The 24,953-nt window shown below is 34.8% G+C and carries 16 protein-coding genes; all 16 read right to left on the bottom strand.

What is annotated here, in order from left to right:
* Positions 1 to 79 precede the first annotated feature (79 nt).
* Complete coding sequence (locus EIH25_RS04375) at positions 80 to 8,353, bottom strand: LPD25 domain-containing protein (protein WP_243113083.1); 8,274 nt, start codon at positions 8,351 to 8,353, stop codon at positions 80 to 82.
* An 81-nt stretch (positions 8,354 to 8,434) separates the two neighbouring features.
* Positions 8,435 to 9,178 carry a CHC2 zinc finger domain-containing protein gene (locus EIH25_RS04365; protein ID WP_124098930.1) on the bottom strand — a complete coding sequence of 248 codons (744 nt, stop codon included), beginning with the start codon at positions 9,176 to 9,178 and terminating at the stop codon, positions 8,435 to 8,437.
* A 49-nt stretch (positions 9,179 to 9,227) separates the two neighbouring features.
* The gene (locus EIH25_RS04360) at positions 9,228 to 10,460 is read right to left on the bottom strand and encodes a hypothetical protein (RefSeq protein WP_124098928.1); all 1,233 of its coding nucleotides are present in this window, start codon (positions 10,458 to 10,460) and stop codon (positions 9,228 to 9,230) included.
* 14 nt (positions 10,461 to 10,474) lie between these two features.
* Positions 10,475 to 11,464 carry a septation protein SpoVG family protein gene (locus tag EIH25_RS04355; RefSeq protein ID WP_124098926.1) on the bottom strand — a complete coding sequence of 330 codons (990 nt, stop codon included), beginning with the start codon at positions 11,462 to 11,464 and terminating at the stop codon, positions 10,475 to 10,477.
* Positions 11,465 to 11,561: 97 nt separating this feature from the next.
* A complete protein-coding gene (locus EIH25_RS04350) occupies positions 11,562 to 13,637 on the bottom strand; it encodes a DNA topoisomerase (protein ID WP_124098924.1) in 2,076 nt (691 codons plus the stop codon).
* 47 nt (positions 13,638 to 13,684) lie between these two features.
* The gene (locus tag EIH25_RS04345; protein WP_124098922.1) at positions 13,685 to 14,431 is read right to left on the bottom strand and encodes a CD1107 family mobile element protein; all 747 of its coding nucleotides are present in this window, start codon (positions 14,429 to 14,431) and stop codon (positions 13,685 to 13,687) included.
* Positions 14,403 to 14,633: a hypothetical protein gene (locus EIH25_RS04340; protein ID WP_124098920.1), complete on the bottom strand. Its 231-nt coding sequence runs from the start codon at positions 14,631 to 14,633 to the stop codon at positions 14,403 to 14,405. The genes EIH25_RS04345 and EIH25_RS04340 overlap by 29 nt, the downstream gene beginning before the upstream one ends.
* A gap of 33 nt (positions 14,634 to 14,666) precedes the next feature.
* Positions 14,667 to 16,640 (bottom strand): hypothetical protein, encoded by a 1,974-nt coding sequence (locus EIH25_RS04335; RefSeq protein WP_124098918.1) that lies wholly within the window; start codon positions 16,638 to 16,640, stop codon positions 14,667 to 14,669.
* 11 nt (positions 16,641 to 16,651) lie between these two features.
* The gene (locus EIH25_RS04330) at positions 16,652 to 19,417 is read right to left on the bottom strand and encodes a VirB4-like conjugal transfer ATPase, CD1110 family (RefSeq protein WP_124098916.1); all 2,766 of its coding nucleotides are present in this window, start codon (positions 19,415 to 19,417) and stop codon (positions 16,652 to 16,654) included.
* Positions 19,418 to 19,428: 11 nt separating this feature from the next.
* Positions 19,429 to 20,373, bottom strand: coding sequence for a VirB6/TrbL-like conjugal transfer protein, CD1112 family (locus tag EIH25_RS04325; RefSeq protein ID WP_124098914.1), 945 nt, complete (start codon positions 20,371 to 20,373; stop codon positions 19,429 to 19,431).
* Between the two features lie 14 nt (positions 20,374 to 20,387).
* Positions 20,388 to 20,651 carry a Maff2 family mobile element protein gene (locus tag EIH25_RS04320; protein WP_164489157.1) on the bottom strand — a complete coding sequence of 88 codons (264 nt, stop codon included), beginning with the start codon at positions 20,649 to 20,651 and terminating at the stop codon, positions 20,388 to 20,390.
* Between the two features lie 19 nt (positions 20,652 to 20,670).
* Positions 20,671 to 22,497: a VirD4-like conjugal transfer protein, CD1115 family gene (locus EIH25_RS04315; RefSeq protein WP_124098910.1), complete on the bottom strand. Its 1,827-nt coding sequence runs from the start codon at positions 22,495 to 22,497 to the stop codon at positions 20,671 to 20,673.
* The gene (locus EIH25_RS04310; RefSeq protein ID WP_124098908.1) at positions 22,497 to 23,003 is read right to left on the bottom strand and encodes a DUF3801 domain-containing protein; all 507 of its coding nucleotides are present in this window, start codon (positions 23,001 to 23,003) and stop codon (positions 22,497 to 22,499) included. The genes EIH25_RS04315 and EIH25_RS04310 overlap by 1 nt, the downstream gene beginning before the upstream one ends.
* Positions 22,996 to 24,141 carry a replication initiator protein A gene (locus tag EIH25_RS04305; RefSeq protein ID WP_124098906.1) on the bottom strand — a complete coding sequence of 382 codons (1,146 nt, stop codon included), beginning with the start codon at positions 24,139 to 24,141 and terminating at the stop codon, positions 22,996 to 22,998. Before EIH25_RS04305 ends, EIH25_RS04310 begins: the two co-directional genes overlap by 8 nt.
* A complete protein-coding gene (locus tag EIH25_RS04300; RefSeq protein ID WP_124098904.1) occupies positions 24,131 to 24,376 on the bottom strand; it encodes a hypothetical protein in 246 nt (81 codons plus the stop codon). The genes EIH25_RS04305 and EIH25_RS04300 overlap by 11 nt, the downstream gene beginning before the upstream one ends.
* Positions 24,377 to 24,409: 33 nt before the next feature.
* Positions 24,410 to 24,952: a single-stranded DNA-binding protein gene (locus EIH25_RS04295; protein WP_124098902.1), complete on the bottom strand. Its 543-nt coding sequence runs from the start codon at positions 24,950 to 24,952 to the stop codon at positions 24,410 to 24,412.
* Between the last annotated feature and the right edge of the window lies 1 nt (position 24,953).

Below are 24,953 nucleotides of genomic sequence, written 5' to 3'. Positions count from 1 at the left end.
TCGGAATACTGAATAAAATGCAACAAAAAAAGACCATACCGCCATTGTGAAAGGCGGTATGGTCTTTTGATCGTTAATACTATTCTCCAGAACAGATTTTCTCAGGACGTTCATTTTTAAGCAATTCTTTTTGAATATCCCGATTTTTTATTATTGCTTGATTTTCCTTTATTTTTTTTCGGACAGATTCTTTTTTTTCCTCCTTTTCCAATCCATTTTCGGTTTTATCATTGAGTTCAAGCAGTACCGTCAACTCTGCTGCACGTTTAAGCTTAGAATTAAGTTCCGAGTCCTGCAGAAATGGCTTCTTTATTTCCTCTTTTGCTTGAGCAAGATTTTTTTCTGCAATGCCCAGCTGTTTTTTAGATTCTGATAACTCCTTTGAAAAATTCTTTATACAGTTATCCATTTTGGTTATTATACCGGAACTCAATAAATTTATCTCTAAGCGATATGTTCCATTGCCGGATAATAAAAGTTCGTCATCAAGAGTTATCGGATTGTGTGCAGCCGCTACATCAAAGCCGCGATAATGGGCAAAAGGAGAAGTATCTTTATGATCCAGAGCTTTCTTTATAGCTTGATTAATAGCTTCAACAGCCTCATTTTTGCTGGTAAATGTAACTCCGTTGATAACCAAATCTGTCATAACCCTTTTATTATCGCTATCCTTAATAATTGGATATTTCATTGAAATATCAATGTCCTTTTGCAAATTGTAAATTTTGGATTTCCAAAATGTAATTTCCTTTGGATACTTATTAAGCACATCGTCTTCCATGCGATATACATTATTAAGATACGAAGCTTTAAGCGACTGTAGCTTTGTAATCTCAATATCTAATTCCATCTTTTCCTTAATCAACGGATTTCCTGCACATAAAGCCTTAACTTCGGCATAATTCAAAACTGCTTCGTCAATATCGTCACATGAACGCATTGCAGATCTTGAAGTCATGATCTGACTTATCGGTCGTTGCTTATTTTCAAGCATTTGAAATAAATATGCGTCAAAAGTATTTTTGGTGACATAGCGATACAAATTTACCTCGTCATTAGTATTTCCTCTGCGAACCATCCGTCCTAAACGTTGTTCCAAATCTGACGGATTCCATGGAGCATCCAAGTCATGAGTAGCTATGAGTTTATTTTGCACATTAGTACCCGCCCCCATTTTTGCGGTTGATCCAAGAAGAATCCGTATATCGCCGCTGCGTACCTTTTCAAAGAGATTTTTTTTGCGAATCTCTGTATTATAATCATGAATAAATGCGATTTCATCGCGCGGTACTCCTTGTGCAATCAGTTTGTCTCTGATGTCATCATAAATATTAAATTCAGACTTTCCAGTTGGAGTTGAGAAGTCGCAAAAAATAAGCTGAGTTAAACGATTATCGGCGGTATCATGCCAAATTTTATATACATTTTTAACACATAGATTAACTTTGGAATTTGGATTATCTTCAAAATCGGAGTTAATAATACGTTGATCTAATCCGATTTTACGACCATCATTTGTTATATTCAGCATATTATCTTGATCGCGGTTTACTTCACCAGAGTGTATTTTAGCTGCTCTTTTGCTCAGATTTTTAATAAGCTGTTCCTGAATTTCCGAAGGTTCGGCACTTATATTGTGAACGTTACACTTAGGTACTGGTAGATTAAGCATATCAGATGTTTTTATATCAGCGACTAATTTAAACGCAGCCATAAGTTCAGGTAAATTATAAAAACGTGAAAAACGTGTTTTCAATCTATACCCTGTTCCTTCAGGAGCAAGTTCAGTGGCAGTTACTGTTTCTCCAAACGTAGAAGCCCATGAATCAAAATGATACAAATTTGTTTTTTTCAAATATTCAGGTTGTAAATAACGCTGAAGGGTGTATATTTCCGTTATAGATTTAGTTAATGGCGTTCCTGTTGCAAAAACTAAGCCTCTGCAATTAGTTTTCTCATTTATGTATTCGCATTTCATATACAGATCTTCGGTTTTTGCAGCTCCGGCAGCAGAAAGTCCTGCAACATTATTCATTTTCGTATGCAAATACAAATTTTTAAAAGCATGCGCCTCGTCGATCACAAGCTTGTCAATGCCCATTTCTTCAAATGTAACAATATTATCTCTTTTAGGGGTCTCAGTGAGTTTTTTCAGCTTTTCTTCAAGAGTTTTTCGAGTTCTTTCCATTTGCTTGATTTGAAAAGTTTCACCCCTACTGTATTTTACCTCGGCTAAACCAGTAGTTATATCATCAAGCTGTCTCTCAAGGAAAGCTACCTGACGCTCTTGGGACATAGGAATGTTAATTAGCTGAGAATGACCGATAATAACTGCGTCATAATCTCCGGTCGCTATTTTTCCAAATAACGCCCTACGGTTTTCCTTCGCAAAATCTGTCTTCTTTGCAACAAGCAAATTAGCACCTGGATAAAGGTTCATAAATTCATCAGCAAACTGTTCTGTAATATGATTAGGAACGACTATAAGGCTTTTGTTATGTAAGCCTAATCTTTTGCCTTCCATGACTATAGCAGCCATTTCAAACGTTTTTCCTGCGCCTACGACGTGAGCTAATAATTCATTGCCTCCAAACAATCCATGAGCTACAGCGTCTTTCTGATGCTTTTTTAGTTGTATCTCAGGGTTCATACCGACAAATTTCAAAAAGGAGCCGTCATACGTTCTCGGTCTGATTGAATTAAACAATCTGTTATATTTTGCTACCAGTTTGTTTCTGCGCTCCGAATCTCTAAAAATCCAATTTTTAAATTCCTGGCAAATCAAGGTTTGCTTTTGCTGAGCCTCAATTGTAGCTGATTTGTTCAGCGTTTTTTGAGGCTTACCATCAGAATCGTAATAGGTATCATATACCTTTATATCATGGAGATTAAGTGTTTTTTGAATTATTTCATATGCACTTATTCTTTGTGTTCCATAAATATTACTGCTGCGAACATTATCATTATCTCTTTTGAAATTGGAAACATTCCATCTTGCAGTGAACTCTGAATATTCGATATCAATTCTATCATTATTCAACCGTGGTGGTAATGTATCTAGATATTGTAAGCTGACCGGAGTTTGCAGCAACTCATAAACAAACTGTCTTATGTATTCATGATCGATCCACGTAGCTCCTAGCCTTACTTCAATTTCCGCAGCCGTTAATGGTTGTGGCATTGCCTCATTAAGAGCATTTATATTTGCTTCATATAAAGGGTTCTTCTCAGCGGCTTTTTTGGCAGCTGACAACTTTTCACGTATATCACCTGATAAATATTCATCTGCCAATTCATATATAACGTTGCCATATCCGTCAAACTTTTCGGGGTTTGGATATATAACGTTTCTGAGCTCGTCAATTACTTCCTGATATGATTTTCCGCACAGATCAGAAATATAGTCAATGTCCACTCTTGCTTTTTCGGACATAGATATAATTAATGCTTCATATGCAGAATCTGCCCTGTCAGGAACATGACGAGGGCTGATTGTCCTTTTAAAGAAAATATCAGCTTTGCGCTCAAATCCCTTGTCATTAAAAATCTCAAGGGAAGTCAGAAGCATTGCGGAATTATCATTTTTAAATAAATTAATGTTGTTGCGCGAATTTATATATCCAAATTTCTTTACAAATTTATCATATTCAGCTGATAAATTGTTTCTTTGCTCATTCAACTGTTCATCCGATGTACTTTCATTAAGCTGCAATGCAATAAGTTTTCGTAAGCTGTCACGTACGGCAATAAGCTGCCTATACTTTGATTCTTCACGTTCAGTTACATTTACAAAGTCGATATAGCCGTCTTTATAAAAAGCAAGTTTATCATCAAAAATTATATAGCTGTAATTCCTGGTATCTTGCAGATGTTCCGGTGCTTTGATACGTCCGTTTTCATTTTTATCTTTAGTAAAGACACGCTGCGCATTATAATCTGTTTTGATATTCTGTAATGCTTTATGCAGTAAATCAGATATATCATTGTTATTATCGAACGGCACATACATTGCACTGTCAGAACGTCCATACATTTTATTTACAGCAACGCGTTTTCCTAAAACCATCTCAGGATGATAAAGAAAATATTTGTTGATAGTAAATCCGTCAGCTGCTATATCTGTTTCTATCCATTCAGATTTAGTGTATTCAGGCTTTTTTCTTACCTTTAAAAATATAATGTCTGCGCTTGCTTCTGTTGTTGCAAATGCAGAACCGGGTAATCTTACTGCACCGATAAATTCAGCACGTTCATCTATATATTTTCTTACGTCTGTACTTTTCTTATCCATCGTTCCCGTAGATGTGATAAAGGCAACTATTCCTCCAGGTCGTACTTTATCTATGGACTTTGCAAAGAAATAGTCGTGCAGCATAAATTTATGGCTGTCATATTTGGGATCAAAAACTGAAAATCCGCCAAAAGGGACATTACCTATTGCCAGATCAAAAGAATTATCTTCAAGTTGAGTTTTCTCAAATCCGTTAATTTGAACGTTTGCAGATGGATACAACAATTTCGCTATACGAGCTGCGATACTGTCCAGCTCAATGGCGGTTATTTTCGATTGTTTGTACATTTCAACAGGCATAGAGCCTATAAAATTTCCTATCCCGGCTGATGGTTCAAGAATACTGCCATATTCAAAGCCCATATTTATTAAACAATCATAAATCTGATTAATGATATTGTAGTCAGTATAGAAAGAACTAAGCGTTGATGTAGCTGCATCTCTGTATTCTTTCTCTGTCAACAGATCCTTCAGTTCAATATATTCTTTCTTCCATTTTTCATTTTCGTGTGAAAAAGCTTGAGGCAGACCGCCCCATCCAACATATTTTGCAAGAATCTGCTGTTCTTTGCTGTCTGCAAATCTATTTTCGCTTTCAATTTGTTTTAACAGACGTATTGCCGTTATATTGTTGCGAAAATTAGTCTTAGCACCGTATCTTTCAGCCGTTTCAAAAATGTGATAATCATTTTTTTCAAGGCTTCTTACGTCAATACTATTTTCAGTAAGCGCATTTTTGAGCCGTTCATATGTTTTTTTACCATAAATTGTGTTATCACTTGAATACTTTACAAACTGTTTTTTCAAGGATTCAATATTTGTTCTTGGCTCTGCAGCTTCGGAATCTATCTGATTTTCGGAAGTAATTATTGTCTGATGTTCATTCTTTGATTCTTCAAAGGAAATTGAGTTATCAAATAAAGATAACTGGTTTCCTGTAAAATCCGTTTCTTTATAATTTGTAACTTCAGATTTTTTTTCTGCTTCAATAGTAGTTTGAGAGACTTCAAGCTGCGCTTTCTCTGATATTGTTTTGTCAAGAATTACTTCTGCTTTTTGCAGATCTCTGACAGATTCAAGTAAAGGAATGATACTCTTGTAGCTAGAATATTGACGGAGAAAGTCGATCACCCCTCCGTAACCGTCGCCTACATCCTGCCTTTCGGTAAAAGACGTTCCGTTAGGCATATTCAAAGTGAATTTGACTTTATTATAGCCCTTAAACTGTGTAAACTCATCATAATCATTAGAGCTATACCAAGCCTCGGATGAACCGTACTTTTCAATTGCCGCTTTTGCTCCTGCAACCATTTCATCATCAGCTTGTTTCATAAGTTTGTCAAACTCATAAACTGTGTACGTTTTACCATCCTCAAAATAATTGCTTTCGCTCCACTCACATGTGATTGTCGGCAAATTATCTTCAGTTGACTTTGTGACGCTATCAGAAGCAGTATTTTTCATATATCTGCTGTTGGAAATTACAGTAAATACTTTGTGAGCCAATTCATTGTCATTAAGTATTTCAAAAATCAGATTTTCTGCATTTTCATGGTTTTGTTCAAATGTTTCTATAAGTTTATATGGCGTACCGTCTTCTGCGCCTGTTATTTCAGCCAGCTCATTTAAAAGCTGCCACTTGTAAAAGTCTTCAGGAGACATACCTCCGTCATATGTATAGATATTGGGATCATCATCGTCCAACCCGTTACTAAATTTATCTGAAAAAGGTATACCTTGCTCTTTAGCAATAATTCGTGCTTTTTCAAGTTGCTGCAACGATGTGTCAACATCTTCAATTACAGATCTATAAATATCCTTTTGCATTGTTTCATCAGCAAAAAACTTGTCGTAAAAGACAGAAATATCATTAAAAGCATATCCTTCAATCTGCTGATTGCCTGCAATAAGGTCTGTGAGCAAATCATTAACTGCATTATGTACTTCTAATTGAAATTCTGCATTATCGGAATTTTGATGAGCATTACGTATAGTCAAATTGTCTTGCAAGCTACCTACTGCAAATTTTTTGAAATCATTTACTAACAAAATATTATCTTCTGCATTATCGGCAAGCTTTTTTTCGGTATCAGAAATAGGAACAAAATTATCAAACACCGATAATTGATCAGTATGCTCCGATGGATTAATTATCGTTGAATGATAATCATTAATTATTTTCTCTAAAATCTCATTTGCAAATGTGTATTCTTTTTCAGTTGAAGTGCCACTGTTCATTTCTGAGGCTCGTTGTAAAAGAGTAACAGCACCTGAAACATTAATCAATGTTCTTATTTCTCCGGGATTATGCTTTGAAACAACATCAAGGCTACTTATGAAATTTTTCCAATCATAACCGCCATTTACCTCGCCTTCATGAGCGTCGTCATTATATAGATCTTTTAAAGCCTTCTGAACATCCTTTATAATTTGCAGACTGTTATATTGATCAGTAACAGGATTAAGTCGTGCTGCGCTGTGCTTAAGTTCCTTGGCATTTTCCTGGAGGCTGCGTTCAATTTGTGAAATAATAGCTTTGCAGCGTAACATATCATCATTTGAAAAAGTAAGCGTTGTAAAATTATCTTCAATTTTCCCCGAATATGATATATTGCTTTTTTCAAATTGTTCAGCAATTCTGATTGCAGTTGGTGTATCAAATTTTCTGTACCGTTTTGCTTTTATATACCTAACATTCACAGTGCCGATGATATTTTGATCCTTATTATAAAAAGTAACGGCAGGAATTGTAGTTCCTGCCGCATTTGAATTTACTGATCGTAGATCATTTCCTGAAGGATTATTTCCTCCGCTTCCAGCTTGCTCATGTTCAACATCTGACTGTATTTCATCCAATCTTTCTTCTGAAGTTCTGCGTTCACTTCGTCTCTTTTCATTATTTGCTCCGTCAGAAGATCTATTTTCTGTTGACAAGTATCGTCTAGCTTCGCCAGATACAATCCCAACATCTTCGACGTTTTCAAATCCTTGTACAGCTCTTTTTGAGAAGTCTTCATATGCTTCAGAGCGATCTGAGCGTATTTCGTTGACGGAACTGCCGTTTTGTCCAATATCCAATGATCGCCCTCTTTGTAATACAGCGTTCTCAGAGAACGAGGCATCAACTCCATTTCCCAATTCTCGCGACGTCCCAGGCTGTAACGATTCTCGGTGTTCATTTCCGATTCCGTTAGCTCTGCCATGAAAGCCATCCGCATTTCCGGAGTTATCTCCTCTGGAGTCAGCTTTTCCATTGAAATCGGATAATACTGAAATCGACCCTCTCTCTCGTCCAGCATATACGTTCCGTTCTCCTCGAACAGTGTGTCTGCCAACCATTCCTCCGTGCCGGGTATCTGCACGTGACGAATTCCGTTGATGATTTTCTCTTTCATGATTATCCGTCCTTTCCGTATTATTGTCCAGACAATTCTCAATTTTCTGTAGAAAAGTTCTGCTTAGACGATTGACATAATTGCCTATATCGACCGTGTTGCTACGACTTGATTTCAATATGCTAACAATATCATCGTCAATCAACTCATCGCCGTTAACGCCGCATCTTTCACAAACCACATAAGCCACACTATTTAAAATTAATTCCTTCTGAGCTTCGCTTTTAAATGTAAGCTTATTCGTTTCTAACCTAATTGCATTTGCAATATGATTAGCGTTTGTAAAATCATATTGAAGTTCAGCAGTTACTTTTTCAGTATTATTATCATCAAGCTGCCATACAACTGGCTCATCAGGTTGATAATCATACTTCTTAGAAGTTGAAGACGAGTCAAACAAATACTCCAGTTTTCCATCAATAATCACAGGAATTCCTTGCGATTTGCTGTTGATCCGTCTATCAAACTCAGACGTCCATTGTTCAAATGTTGCACAAGACTTCGCATATGGATTATACTTGAAGATCATGAGCTGATTTTCAAAGGTATATTCGTATGTATATCCTGCAAGCCTTAAAAATTTCTTATATGTTTTTATATCAGAAAAAATATAACTTTGCAGGATTGGAAGGGAAGTCTTGATTTCATTTATTTTTTTGCTATTCATCTTATACCTCCATTGTAACACAAAACGCCTTAAAAGTCAAGATATATTTGCCTTATTTGTAAATAATTATTTTTATAGTAGTTATCCAATTTCTTTATCAGGCTTTATTTTTGCCGATTTTTCAAAGGAATGATCAATTTTTGCGGATTGTTTTATCTTTCGTATATTTGCGTCAATTTTTTTTTGAACGGAACTTTTATTAGTATCTGCCTTGCTGATCTGTGATACTCTTTTATTGACATACGCAATAGACTCGGATACAGAATTCATAAATTCAAGTTTTTCATTAATAGTTCTGCATTCAGAAAATTTCTCTGATATGTACATCATCTCATCTAGTTTCTGTAAAGCTTCTACAAATCGCAAATCAACTGTATCATAAGGATTTTTTGGAGCATATTCAAACTTAAATTGATTCAAAGCACGAATATATTTTGAAATATTAACCTCGACATTATGAACTATTTTTTCTTGAAAAGATAACTGCTGTTGTTTTTCAAGAATTTCAGATTTTATCTGTTTTATTTCCTGGGGCGACCTGTTGACCGTCGTAGAAAGACCCAATCCAAAATCACTGTTGATTTTTATTGCTGCGTCTTTTCTTTCCAAATTAAATAACTTTTGAACAAATGTAATAGCGTCTCCATGTTCGCCGCAGCCAAAGCAGTGATAATGATCCTCATAAATATGAAAGCTTGGAGTTTTCTCATTATGAAAAGGACAGCATAGTTCATTATTCCTTTTGACTTCAAAACCATAGCCTTTAATCAAATCCTTTAAAGTAATACTTCTTTTTACATCGTCAAAATCAATAAATTCTCCCATTTGTAAAACCTCCTAAGCGGCTGGTTTCAGCCGCTTAAAGTATAAAAATCTACAATGACTTATCGCTGATAATTTTGTTTAAATCTTTGTCAACAGACTTTTCAGCTTGTTTAATTTGCTGCTGCAGTTTCTGTATTTTTTCATGAACAGAATCTTTCTTGGCAGATTTCACTGCTTTTTCATTATCATGTGATACAGAAATACTGTTGAGCTTTTCTATCGATTCATCGGCATATTTTTGAAGGTTTTCAATATTAAGTTCATTTAAAGTGTCAGCTATTGAATCGACCTTATCTGCCTCAATGTCGGCAACCGTTTCAAATGTTTTATCAATAGCCTCGTCGATAGCTTTATCTGTGAACTCAGCAGAACGTATTGTATTTTTTATTGCTTTATCTAATTTTTCATCAGCAAAATTTTCAATACGAAAACTGATAGTCTGCGCCTTTACGGTACATTTATCAAGCTTTCTCTTTATTTTAAGCTTTTCAACATTAGTAAGGGTATCATCACTAAGCTGTTTGTTGTATGTTGCTATTTTGTTATTCAAACTACTAAGTTTACTCTGATTTTTATCAAGACTTGCTTTGTTAAGAGCCTTGAGGCACTCCATATACGCAGCTCGCCTTTCTTCTGTATTTCTGTTAGCGAAATTTTTTATAAAATCAGATATAGCTTTAACTGAATTAAGCTTAAAAATTTTCTTATCTATTTTTTTCTGACGATTATCAGCTTTTTTTTGAAGATCAGTTATTTGTGCCTTTTTGGCAGCTATTTTTTCTGAGAGAGGTGAAATTTTTCTTTCTTCGTTTTTGATAAGAGCATTGAGTATGCCGTTTACTGCCGGTAAAGTATTTGCATTTCTAATATACTTGAAAAATTCTGATCTATAGCGGCTACTGTCAAGCTTGTTCTGTAATTTTTCAAGTTTATCCTGAGCACGTCCGATTTTAACGTTGATGGTATTAAGCTTATCCTGCTGCTTTGCAATCTGACCCTCAATATAATTTGCATATGCATTAAATCCAGGAAGCATATTCTGCATTACTTCGACCTTTTCAGTTCGTTCGTTGCTGTAAGGAAGTTTTTCCTCCTGTGTCTGATCTTTGTTTGAGCTTGGACGAGTATCAGGTTGCATCTTTTGATCTTTTTCTGTTTCCATAATAATCTCGTCTGATTGCTCAACGAGAGGAACGTTTTCCTCAACTACTTCCGGCGATTGATTAAGACTTTTCTTAATATCAGCATTAAGTCTATTTATTATTTCCTGATTCGTAGGCATAAAACAGTTCCCCCTTATCGTGCTTCTTTACTTTGATTTTTTTCTTTTGTTTTGTTAATTTCAGCATTCTGCTGTTTATTACGCTCTACCTGTTTTTTCTTATCCGCAATGTCTTTGCGAGTGGATTTGCGCGTAGATTTTTGACTCTTTTCGGCATTTTCAACGGATTTTGCGGTTTTAGCCTTTTCCTGCGCAACAAAATGATAGTTTTCAGTGAGTATAACATTGCGAATAGCTTTATATTGCTGCTCAGACATTGAAAACATTCCTTTTTCAGTGTTAAAATTAACACCATCGCCAATGTTGCTTGCAATCAGGTCTTCAGTAGAAATATCAGATGTAAGGAAATTTGGAAGCTTTCGTGTTTCGTTTGTGCCTTCAATCATAATATTTACAGCATTTTCATACATCATCACCTGCAGATTGTAACTTTGCATTACGGCACCATAAATATGATTGTATGCGTCAGATGACATCGGTTTAAAAATATCACTGTATGTAGTTTTTGCAGTTCCATCAAGATTGTATACTGTACGTCCATTTTCTTTAACGATATGCTTTAATTGAGGCATATTCAAAAATGTACCATTTTGCCCTTCGCATATTCTTACACCTTCAAGAGCATACGAACCAGAAAAATAAATGGTAGCAAGACCGATAATATTATTTTTTTCATAGATAGCACTTTTCACGGAACTTACAGAAAAATCCCCACTATTATCCGGAAGTGTTGTCTCAACTTCGCCTTTGGAAATAGCATTAGAATAAGCAGTAAGCAATGCAATGTCAAGCTTTTCTCTTGCTTCACGGGTTACAGGATGAAATATCTCATGAGTTTCTGCTTCATTTCCTTTTTGAAATTCAGGTAAAACAATTTTAACACCTCCATCCTGAGCGCGCATAAGTCTGATATTATCAAGTCTGAATTTGTCGTCAAATTTTACTGATGCATAGGCAAGTAAATCTTTTCGTGTATACTCATTAATTCTTATTGTCATGTCCATAATTTAAATCTCCTTATTGTAATTCAAAATTTTTTATACTGTCGATATGATTCTAACGATATATTTCTAACTGCTGTCAATGTACTTTTTCATACTATCACCCCTTTCTGTCTGATTTTATTATTTTTACTGAAAACGATACATAATCCTTTGAGGTATCCATTATAACAATACCGTCATAATAATCGTTTGATCTATCAGAGTAAAGATTATGCATTTTGATTTTTCCCGTTTTCAGCAAAGCCTTGACGAGTTCTGCTGTAACAGCTTTCTTTTTCCAAACAAAAAAATTCTCGTCCTTTTTTATAAAAAAAGAACAGTTGTTGTTTTTACCAACACTGTTATTGCAATAAAAAGCCGCTTTTCCTTCATAAACATTGCCGCCGCACTTGGGACACATTCCGAGAGGTTCTTTTACATTTCTTGTTTTTTCACGTTTGCTTTCAGTCACAATTTTACGAATAAAACTCTGAGCTTTCAGCATAAAGGTTTCCTCATTCATTAAACCATTTTCAATTTTTTGTAAATCCACTTCCCAATCTGCGGCAAGACCTGTGTCAAGCAGTGGAGCTGGTATTATTGATACTAAATTTATACCTTTTTCAGTAATTAAAATTTTGCCGTTTATGCGCTCGGCATATCCTTGTTTAATAAGTTTTTCTATAATATTCGCTCTAGTAGTAGGGGTTCCTATACCTTTTCCCTTTAGCTTATCGTATTCTAAATACTTTAAAGCTTGAATTAACGTTCCATCTGTATAATGATTTGGCGGAACAGAGTAATTTTCTACAATTTCAACAGTTGCAGGATCGAGATGATCGCCTATCTGCATATTGTCAAAACTAAGGTATTTGCTATTAAGCTTTGATTCAGAGTAATTCATATTTCTAAGCTTTGAAAACAAGTTATATTCAATTTTCTTCCAACCATAATCAAATACATTATCATATTCAGCAGTTAAAACTTTATCTGCACAGTTTAATTTGATATCTATATGCTGACATGAAAAAACATCAGAAACAGCTAAAATCATGCGTGAGGCTATAAGAAGAAATATATTTTTTTCACCGCCGGGCAAATCATTGAGATTTTTATGATGTGCTGTTGGAGTGATGATGATAGCTGAGTGCTCTGTATTCAAATCGTTAACGCAACGCATAATATCAAAATCACTGTTTGATACGCCCAATAAATCAGCCGCATATTGTAATGAAAGCTTATAAGTATCCGTCATATCTTTTTTTATATATCTGTTATCGGTTTTTGGATAGGTTATAAGCTGAGATTCATAGAGCGATTGAGCATAATCTTGAGTTTGCAAAGCCGTATATCCATATAATTTATTTGCGACCGCCTGTAAACTCGCAAGATCAAAAAGTTCCGGTGGATTTTTTGTAAACATACTTTTATCTACATCGGAAATTTGCAGACCAACGGTTAAAATAGTCTGTTTTAACGCTTCTGCATCTTCAATATTATTAAATTTCTCAGAAAACAAAGTTAAATTATCCGTTTTAACCTTAACAGAATAATCAATTTTTGAGGTGAATGATATGATTTCATCCTCACGCTTTGCTAATAGTTTTAAAGCTATAGCTTGAACCCTTCCAATATTGTGCAGTACGCCACTCTGAATTGTAATTAGTCTTGTACAATTCATTCCGATCAGCCAATCCAGTTTTGCACGGCAAAGTCCAGCAATATATAAATTATCATACTCCTCTTGGTCGTTAAGATTTTGAAAAGCGGTCACTACCGTTTGAGGCTCAATTGAATTAAGCCATAGCCGTTTGACCTGCTTACCACTGCCAAGTGTCGCATAGAGCTGTCTGAATATTAATTCGCCTTCACGCGAAAAATCAGTTGCGCAAATTATGTATTCGACTTGCTCGCTGTAAACAAGCTTCTTTATAATATCATACTGTCCGGCGCCGAAGTCATTAAGTTCAAGCTTCCATACGTTTGGCATAATAGGAAGCATTCTCATATTCCACTTGCCAGTATATTTTTTATCATACTTTTCTGGTGAGGCAAGTACAGCGTGTGAGCCTATACACCATGTAACCAGATAGTCTGACCCTTCATAATAACCGTTTTTTTTGATTCCGGCATTAATTATATCAGCGATTATCGTTGCCGTTGCTCTTTTTTCGCATATAACTAGTCTTTTCATTCTATCACCATCATTTGATTACTTATTCGCCATTGGCGAATAAGTAATCAGTATTCATCGTCGTCATCCTCATCAAAAGAGTCATCAACAAATCTTCTATCTCGTGTTTTGCGGCTAAATGGCAAATTAATGCCTTTTCTCTTTAATATGATAAATATAGCTATTAATATTGCTCCACCAAAAATAATTATCATGAACAAATAATTAGACTTAACTTGAGATTTAGCTTGAACTTGGGGTTGAATTTCACTTGAACTATTAATAATTACAGTAGCAGTATTATTATTTGTCATGGCGTTACTTTCGGTTAATGCATATAGGTCATTATCATCAACTTTATTCAGAAAGAAAACTTCGTGTGTTTTACTATCAATGATTAAGTAAAAAACATTGCCGTTCTTAGTTGAAATTGTATACATTCCCTTGGTTGTAAAATCAATAATATCTTGATTTGCAAGAACGGCGTTCTGAGAATCATCAAGAACAGCGTTTTCATTTAAATATTCCATTACCCAAGCATAGTTTTCATCAATCGAACTTGTAGAATTTGTTGAATTATCGTTCTTTGAAGTTGTTTCTGACATCGAGCTGCTGTCGTTATACGAGCTACTGTCGCTATCAAGGTAAGCTCTATATCTATAACTAGCAGAACTAGAGCTATTGTTTGTGCGACTGCTTGACAAAACTGATGAACTAGAACTATTTGCATATGCAGTTAACGAAGTGGAAAAAATAACAGCTGTAATAATTAATGCAGCTGCTATATTAAGCGTCATTTTCAATTTTATTTTCATTTTTTATGTCCTCATCTTTCCAATCAAGTTTTATCTTTGTTACTAATTTTTCATATGTCAAATTATTTGCTTTGAGCAGAGTCATTATTTTTAGTTGTTCTGCTTCATCACGTTTCTTTTTCAGTGCAGCCACTTCTTCTTTTAATTCGGAAATCTTTTTTTCCTTTTTGTCGATCATTTCATCAATTTTATTAATTTCCATAAAAAATCTCCTTTTCAATTAATTTTTATGAACTTAAAAAAAGATAGCTACGCAGCCATTGTCTACTAAATACAATGGATTATAGTAATACCCATTATCATCATAAATCGTAATTGTTAGTACCTCTGACGCTTCCGCTATCTGATCTCCCTGATAAACTTCTGCAGATGTCTGAACTGACACATTTTGAACTCCTTGCAGTTGTATATTAATACCATTTGCGGTTTTCACAATGATAAAATCATCTCCAACGTCAGTAATTGTTCCATCTGCAGGGCAATATATCAAATCTCCTGAATTTGATTTTTGCTGCAAACCAAAAGTGGTTAATGGTTGATCATCTTCCCATGTAACAGTCAGACCCGGAATTGATATTATATCATCAAGACAATTTGTAGAAGATGGATAATCTTCTCGTAACGGATTCTGATAAATAAACATCATACCATAAGAAAACATAAGTTTTTCATATCTCTCCAAATATGATTCATCACCGGTATTGTTGCAGATGTTTTGAATTATTTCATCCATGCTGCCGTTATACAGCATTTCGAACCGCAGCTTTTTATATACTGTTTCCTCAGTTCGTGTAATTTGATAATACTGCGTACCTTCTTCATCTTCAATGACCTCGACTGTTATCCAATTGTCAGGATAAGGCTTGGAAATTTCACCCTCAGAGCAGGGGATTAACTCTTGAACTTGAATTGTACGGTTTTCTTGTTCAACGCTATAGGTCATATCATACTGTGAATAAAACAGGTCTTTAATAAAGGAATGGACTTTATCAAGATTGTTTTCAAAATCATCAGCATTGAAAAAACAACTCAGAACGGCGGCTAATCGATATGAATCTATTGCATTTAGTTTTATTTCTTTATAGTAACTGCAACTCCATTCGTCGTTTTCTACAACATCTGGAATATGTTTAAAAGCTGTCATGTATTCATCAGCACACTGTCCCCAGAAATTCACTGCGTCGGTATAATCGGCAACAGTAGCGTTGTATGAATAGTTTTGGATAACGTTGCCAGCAGCTCCGCTTGAACCACCAAATATCATCGAAATAAGCTGAGAAACAATAAAAAAAATAACAACAATAATTATAAGTACGAACAAAATCGGCAAAATTACTTTGTAAGCTGAGCGGACAATTTTTTTTGTAAAGTCTTTAAACCGTGCAGCTGTTCTTTTAACAGGCGATTTATAAGCTTGTTTATAATTCCGTTTACGTGCAAGTTTCTTCTGACGCTGTTTTTTAAGCTGTTGACTCTTATTACGATGATTATATTTTTCATTTTTGTGAAAATGAAGCGCACGCTGCGCGCCACTTTCACTGAATTTTAACGCTTTCACAGAAGCTTGCGCTGCAGCATTGCCGTCTTCATTATACATTATATCTTGCTCTGATTTAAATCTTAAAGACTCAGCTCCTGCACCAATCAAACGAGTTGAAAGAGGTTTTACGTGAAGTGACGCAGAGTCATCTACCTTATAGGATATTTTTTTTGTTACAATTTTTTTAGAATTACTATCCCTATAGCGCACAGTCTGTGTTCTTTTTCTGCTTGGCATTGCAGCTTCGTGATACCTGATTCTTAAATCAGATAAAGAACGGACTTGGGTTTTTTCACGTTTAGCTTTTAATTCGCTTTTTAGCTGTGAAAACTCAATTGAATCCAAAGGATTATTTTTTGATTCTTTTGATAATGCTTTGGATTCGAGTTTTTCAATGTGCAGTATCTTGTATTTTTTTATTTTATCATTTTTCCAGCCTTTAAGCTCTTTACTGACGATTTGAAGCGCAGCTGCTGACTTGCTGGCAGTTTGAAAAGATGTATCCTCCTGTTCCATTTCATAACGCTTTCGGTACAGCTGATTTTCTAATACCTGTTTAGGCAGTCTGAATTGAGTTCTGGAGACTTTTTTTACAGCTTTGGTCTCTTGTTTGTCCATCCTTTCTTGTAAGACCTGCGCTTTTTGGTGTAATTTTTCAGTATCTTTCAAAATATCACAACCTATACAATAGCCTCTTGCGGCTTAGATGTCATGAGTTTATATAATTTTGTGTCACGAGGGAAAGAATCTTCAAAAGGAATAATTGTTTTATCAAAACAGATAAGACCTTGCGCTGATGATCTGACTTCTGAATTTCCTACAGTTTGCTCAGCAGATCCTTCTAAATATTTTAGCTGTTCATCAGATATTCCTTTAAGCTGAGCAACAAGCTGTCTATCAGCAGCAGACAACTGGAGAAGATAAACAAACGGCGAATTGCCGAATATGTTCTCAATTTCGCTTGAAGTCAACAACTCATTTACATTTTGAGTTATTCCGGTCGGAATACCAGCCCATTTTCTGAATCGTTTGTATATTTCAGAAGAAAACTGAGCTGTGAGCTCATCTCTAAATAAGAGATGAAATTCATCCTGATAAAACCATGTAAATTTACGTTTACTTCTGTTTTCTGAAACTTTGCCCCATACAAAATCTTGAATAATTAGCATAGCAACCTTTTTTAGCTGCTTACCTAAGTCTTTTATGTCAAAACAAATAAATCTATTATGCATATCAACATTAGTTCTGTGATTGAATATTTTTAGTGAGCCGGAAACATAAATTTCTAATGCAGAAGCTGCGTTATGAGCCGCTTCTTCAGGTGAAGCCTTAAGTATTTCGTACAAGTCACCCAAAATAGGCACATTTTCAGGCTTAGGGTCTTTGAAATATTTTTCATAACATTTACTAATGCATCGGTCAATAACAGACTTTTCAGCTGGAGTCAAACCAAATTTACCGCCGATAACCAATTCCATAAAGGATAAAATGAAATCAGTTTTAAGTGACAGCGGATCACCATCGTCAGAATAGTTATCATTAATGTCAAGTGGGTTTATATACTGATTGCTCTTAGTTGATATGTTAATGACTTGACCATGAAATTCTTTGACAAGGTCCTTATATTCACCTTCAGGATCGTTTATTATAATATCATCGTCTGTAGTCAGATATACATGAATCATCTCTCGTTGTGCAGCAAATGTTTTACCTGAACCAGGAATACCTATATACAGTCCGTTAGGATTTTTCAGCCGCTTTCGATCAGCTAAAATTATATTTTTTGATTTAGCGTTTACCCCATAATAAATTCCACTAGGCTGAAATATTTCTTGAGACACAAAAGGAACAAATACCGCTAAAGACGATGTTGTAAGTGTACGGGTCTGAGGAATACTATTGTATCCCAGCGGCAGGGAAGACATTAAACCGTTCTCTTGGAGATAATCAAGAGAATAGAGTTCACAACTGTTTTCAAGAACTATAGAGTTAAGTTCGTTATACAATCTTTCTAACCGTTTCATATTACGTTCAAACAGCGTAACCGTTATTGTTGCAATTATCATTTTTTCGTTTCTGGATTGAAGACTTTCAAGAAAGAAGTCTGTTTCTTCTTCAAAAGCTGTTAAATCCGTAGGCAAAATGTCAATATCATAGCCGCGTTCTGTTGCTCGTTGCTGTTCGTCAATTTTCTTTTGTCCTAATGCAGATTTTTTACGCTTTATAATGCGCTTTGCTTTAACTGTATTTACAACATGAAAATGAATATTAAATACAATGTTGTTATCAATATTAAGAATTTTTGACAGCATTTCATCTGAAAGGTCTGAAGCCGCAAGATTAAAGCCATAAACAGCAGCATAAATATCTCCGATTTGTACGCAGTTTTTATCAAAATACAGCGAATTCGGAGCAATAAAATCCTTAGTAGACAGTCCACTTTCGGTCTTTAATTTCCAATCGAAAATAAAATTCTTTTTATCTTTAATATGGAAAATTTCATAAATAGATTTCAAGCGATCTCGTCCGTCTTGGGCGTAAGTATTAACACCCATTCGTGAAAAATTCATATTAACAGAACTTTCTATCTGCTCTAAAAGAGGAACAGCTTTTTTCTTCGTTTCTGCTTTAATTCCAAATGTCAAATACTTTTCCCGAACGATGTTAGTACCTTTTTCTAAAGTATCACGCAAAAAATTAAAATATTCGCTGCGAACCTCTTTGAATTCATCGTCTTTGGAACTGACGTTAAGATAATCTTTAAATTCATTTGTACTCGATGATCTGCTTATAAGTGTCAGCTGAAGATTTACATTTTCTCCAAAGCTGTTAATCAGCCGGCAATAATCATCGAATATTGATACACGAATTTCATTTTGTGCAAGCTGATAGTTTATATCACCGAAACTTATTGTTTTTGAATAATAACCGTCAGCAACTTTGCATACGCCGTTACGGTACATTTCGATAAAAGGTATAGAATCCTGTACACTTCGTGGAATCCTATCTTTTTTCTGCAGCTGAGCAAGCTGTCGCTTATAATAATCATCATAAATTGCGCTGTTTTCAGGGTTTTCTCTTTTTAATTTTTTCAGTTCAATCATCTCCTCATTAAACAAATATGTTCGATGAAGCTGCTCATAGGTATTTGTTGTTTTATAATATCTTTCACGGGGCTTTTTCTTATAAAGAATAAGATTTTTCAGATAAATCTCAAAGTTCAAACCATTAGGTTTATAAAATCCAAACAGTACGAATGGAAGAAAGGCAAAAAAAGTTGAATAAATAGCCGATTGCGTGTTGCCGCTTATTTTATATACAATGTGATATATAAGAAAACCTAATGCTCCGCCAATGGCAACAAAAATTGTTTGCCTTTTAGAGAATTTCCAAACGGCTCTTTCGGTTATTTCATTAATTTCCCGTGGAATTCTTACATATGCCATATTTCCTCCTTTTAATGGGCATTAAGAATAGATTTTGAAATTGTTGATGTTTTGAATAATGTGAAGCAAAGAACAATGCCCATCACTATGACTTGAATTATTGCATTGCGAATAGCTGCCATTATTTTCTCATCACTCAAAGTATAAATCCAACCTAACGTTGGATCAACATTTTCAGGTATATCAGGCGTTAATGATAACGTTCCGGCAAGATTTAAAACAAGCGCATAGTAAATTGCCACACACACTATTATCATAAATCCTTGTAATGCCAGAGCAAAAACTGCTTTTATAAAGTTTTTTCCCGTTTCACCTATTTCACGGCAAACCATTGTTGACATCGGTATTGTTGATGATGCTATGTATATGTAAATCTCTATCATACGCCCATAAAGTACGATGTAAATACAAATAACGATAGCCATTGTTACAATGTTCATAAGTCCGGACAATAGCAGTAAAAGTAGTAAATCTGAAACGTCAAGATTAGTTAATATATCTAAATCACTAGGAAAAACGGAAGCAATAGACTCAGCTGAAAGGTATCCTACCGTTTTTTCTGCAATCCATGCTCCTACTCTGAATAATCCAGTGACTATTGTCATTGTTCCATTCAATACATATAGTCCGAACGCCGTTCTGCCTACGAAAAAAATAACCTGTTGATAATCAACTTCTTTAAAGTTGTTTTTTTCAACTAACAATTGTATAAAATCATACAATACAAGAAATGTAAAAAGCATAGTTGCAACAGGTAAAACAACGTTATCAGATATACCTTTCATCATAACAAAAATATCTGAGTTCCATGTTTCTGGAGATTGTGAAACCTGATTTCCGACGATTCCTACTACGTCATCGACACTGTTTAAAGAGGATTTTAGAGCACTCTCGACAAAACCTACTAAAAGCTCCTTAAACCAGTCGACTATTGAGTCAAAAAAATCTTCAATCATAAATAGTTACCTCATCAGTTGAAAAATGCAGTCAGAGACGGTACAAGTTTATATCCTACCAAAAAAAGCAAAACGGCAGATGATATGCCTCCAATCGCTAATTTTTTTGCACCTGGACTTCCGTCACCAAAAGAGTCAGCAAAATTGACAATACCGACAACAAGTGCTATTGCTGCTAAAACATATATACCTGATTGTAAAACAGCAACTCCTTCAGAAAAGAAAGAAACACCAGGATTGGTTGTTGCTGCTAAAGTTTTAAAAATTGATGTTTTCATAATTAACTTTACCTCCATTTTATTGCGTAATATTTTCATCTTCAACAAAATCTACAATGTCATCATCATCGTAGTATTCAGGAATATTTTCATCATAATCTGTTGTACTTACAACTGTGAAATTATCATCAGTTTGAACATTCAGACGGACGTTTAAATACTTTTCAATATGAAACTCATTTTTTGAATTGGATCCGGCATGAAATTCATAATTGACGTGTTTTGTTATATCATATTTAAATGAATAAAATGGTTTTACACCACGCATCCGGATGATACATCGATTATTTGGCATTTCAAATAATTCATTTTGTGCCATAAGTTCTTTACCTGTTTTCTGATAATTAGTTGTAGCAGAAGGATTTTGACCCTTTGTCACTGTATGATTATATAAATCAATGGTTTCTTTCCCTAACAACTCGGACATTTGTTTCAGAGTGGATGGTTCACCGCCGCCAAGAAATATTGTAGTATCACAGTTTCCTACAATAGTTTCAGTATGATCGCCATAAATTGGTTTGAGTTGGGCTAGGGACTGCAAAATAATCATTGCGGCAATTTCTCTGCTTCGCAGCACAGCTATAAGCTTTTCAAATTTCGGAATTTTACCTATATTTGCAAATTCATCAAGAATACAATATACAGGGATTTTTAATCTTCCTCCATTGTTATAAGCTTTATTGCACAGTAAATTAAAAAGCTGCGTATACATAAGAGCTGCAATGAAATTAAAGGTGTCGTCGGTATCGTCTATTATAACAAATAAAGCGGTTTTCCGATCACCAAGCGTATCAAGTTCAAGTTCATCATAGCTCAATAACTCTCGTACTTCGTCTATATCAAAAGGAGCAAGTCTTGCACCACATGAAATTAGTATCGATTTTGCTGTTTTACCAGCAGCAAGCTTATATTTTTTGTACTGCCGTACAGCATAATGCTTTGGATTTTCTTCTTCAAGATCGTTAAAAAGCATATCAATCGCATTTTCAAATTCGTCATCATCCTCTCTTACTTCTGATGAATCAAGCATGAGCAACAACGTTTCAAAATTTTTTTCTTCTTCGGGAGCTTCAAACCAGATATAGCCTATTAATGCGCAATAAAGCAAAATTTCTGCTTTTGTCCAAAAATCAGGCTTTTCTCCTTCTCCTTTTGTGTTTTCTACAATTGCTCTTGCAAGCTTTAAAATATCCGTCTGTTTTTTTATGTAAACAAATGGATTATAATGCATTGATTTTGAGAAATCTACAAGATTTAAGCACTTAATTCTATATCCGCCTTTGTATTTCAGCATTTTACCACAGTTGCTTAGCGTTGTACCTTTTGTATCAGTTACTACATATGAGCTGAACATTTGCATGATGTTTGGCTCAACCAGACCTCGCGTTTTTTGTGCACCAGATGAGCCTATTACCATAATATTCTTGTTTCTTGCATACAAAAAATTTTTAGGTCGATTGTTAAGGCTTAATTTTTCTGTAGCAGACAGAAGAATATTATTGTAAGGGTCTTTATCAACAAACTTTTTATTGTCTTTTTCTGTTGCCCACGAGGCTGATCCATACTCCTTGCCGCTGCGATATTTTTTGGCAGTTGTCTTTTTGTATATCAGCAATAATTTAACTAATACACATACAATAACGGTATAGAATAGATCTAATGGTTTAAAGCTTAGATGAAACGGAAACTGAATTATGTAATTTGGCAAAAAAATTAGTGCTGCTATTGTTTTGTCGATAAAGTCCCCGCCTACCGTCAAATTGTACACTTCAAAAAAACGATTTGCAAAGTAAAATACAAATATTACAGGCAAATTTTGCAAAAGAAATAACTTTTTGTGTTGCATTATAAAACTCTATCCTTTCCTTTATTCATCACTTTATCGCGAGTAATATCAGAACGGAGGTTGCGCTCAATTTGTTGTTTTTTCTCAATGCTTTTTCGAATGGATTTTTTACCCTTATCTTTTTCACGAGATGATATATACTGCTTCATAGCTTTATTAAGTGAATCAACATCTCGTGATTTAAAATAAAGGACATATATACGTTTGCCGTTGTTATTTCTCTTTTGTGTCGCTTGTAATGCATACTGAATATTGTTTTTTCTTGCATATTTATCAAAGCCATGAGCAATATCAGCAGAAATTTCTTGATTTTCAAGAACAGCTCCCGTACTGAGAAAATCAGTTAATCTACTTTTCCCAGCTTTTGGACTATAACTTTTATTTTGAAAATTATTCAAAAAATCTCTTGCTGTTTTTTTAAAAACGTGGACTGTAAAATCTTGCGCACTTACAACAATTGTCAAAATATTTCGACCAATGTTACGATTAACATTATCATTATTCATTCAATCGCTCCTCTTGAATATTTTTTTTGAACGGATTATTATTCAGTGCATAACGTTCCCATTCTTCAAGATCATACGAAGGTTTGCGTACATCGTAAAAGGCTAATAGTGTGATTGAGTTGTATAGGCATGAAATAAAATAACTCTGCATATTGCTTATTGAATTATTTTTTTCATTCAGTTGCTTCTCAACTTGACTGAGTACAAATTCAATATGATCTTTACGCAGCAATAAAAATTTTTTTCGCATAACAGATGCAGAAATCTTAACGGACATAACAGTGTACTGTCTGCGAGATAGATCTGTAAGCACTGAGTAAATGACTTCGCAAATATAATCAAGTTTTTCATTGCTGTATTTTGCAGATAAACTTTCATAACAAATTTGCCTTTTTACGTCGTTGATCGTCATCGTCTTCGTATCATCATTTTCAATTTTCTGCAAATTCTTATTTATCTTATCAAAGATTGATGATGAAGATTTATATTCACTCTTTATATCTATCTCTTTATATATAGTGTCTGGATTTGCAGACTTCTTGACGTCCGGATTTGCAGACTTCTTGACGTCCGGATTTGCAGACTTCTTGACGTCCGGATTTGCAGACTTCTTGACGTCTGGATTTACAGACTTCTTGACGTCTGGAATTGCAGACTTCTTGATGTCTGGATTTGCAGACTTCTTGATGTCTGAATTTGCAGACTTCTTGACGTCTGGAATTGCAGACTTCTTGACGTCTGCAATTCCATGACCTTGGTCATCTTTTACACTTTCATCATCTTTATAGAATTGCTTTACATAAATTTTTACCGGCTTTCCTTGACCTTGTCTTTTGCGTTCTATCAATCCAATATCATCTAATTCTCTAAAATATTCTGCTGATTTTTCTTTAGTGCATTGTAAATAGTAAAGAACATCTTCACGCTTGAAAAAAACATAAGTTTTTCCATCATCATCTTGAAAAGTTTCTGAATTGCGCTGTGAAAGACTGGCACGAGCAAGCAGAAGCGAATAAAGCACTTTAGCATCAGTTGACAGCACTCTGAATTTTTCTTCAGTGAAAAGAACTTGCGGAAGCATATAAAACGCATATTGCTGAGCCTGAGTGCCGTAAAAATATTCAAACTTATACCCCATTATTTATCTCACCTTCACTCTTTTTTATTTCAGTAAGCTTTTGATCTATGTATGATTTTCCGAGCATTTGAATTAATTCGGCAGCTGATATAATATCATCACTAGAATTTGCATATGAAAGCATTATGCTAACAATAATTTTACTGTCAAGACTGTATTCACAGTAAGTATTGTCAATCAATAATTCTTTAGGTAAGAAAAAACAGGGCACTTTGCTCATAGCGTTTGCTCTCATTTACATTCACCTCTTTCATTCATTTTTTTATAATTAGAAGGGAACTCCATCATCACTTAATTCCTCAAAATCGTCAAAAGCACTGATATTCTGCATTTCATCAAAAATAGCTTTAGCATCGTTTGGTTGCTGCGTCTGCTGCTGAGAATTATCAGAGTATGAATTATTCTGCTGATAATAATTATTATTCTGATAACCTCCGTTGTCTGGATAAGGTCCGTAATTATTCTGATAACCACCTTGTGGAGCAGTGTTAACCTTTTCACCCGTAAACGAAATATTGTCTACAAATACCTCTGTAACGTAGTGCTTTGTACCGTTCTTATCGTCGTATGTTCTTGTTCTGAGGTTACCCTCAAGCGCAATCATTCTGCCTTTTGAAAAATATCTGCCGATAAAGTCAGCCTGATGACGCCATGCAACACAATTGATAAAGTCAGTCTGTCGTTCACCGTTCTGTCCCTTGAAACTTCGATCAACAGCTATGGGGAAAGAAACTACCGAAATACCGTTTGGTGTTTGCCTTACTTCAATATCCTGGGCTATTCTACCCATCAAAACAACTCTATTTAACATA

Source organism: Ruminococcus sp. Marseille-P6503, from assembly GCF_900604945.1.
Lineage (GTDB): Bacteria > Bacillota > Clostridia > Oscillospirales > Ruminococcaceae > FB2012.
This window is presented reverse-complemented; position numbering and strand designations above follow the sequence as displayed.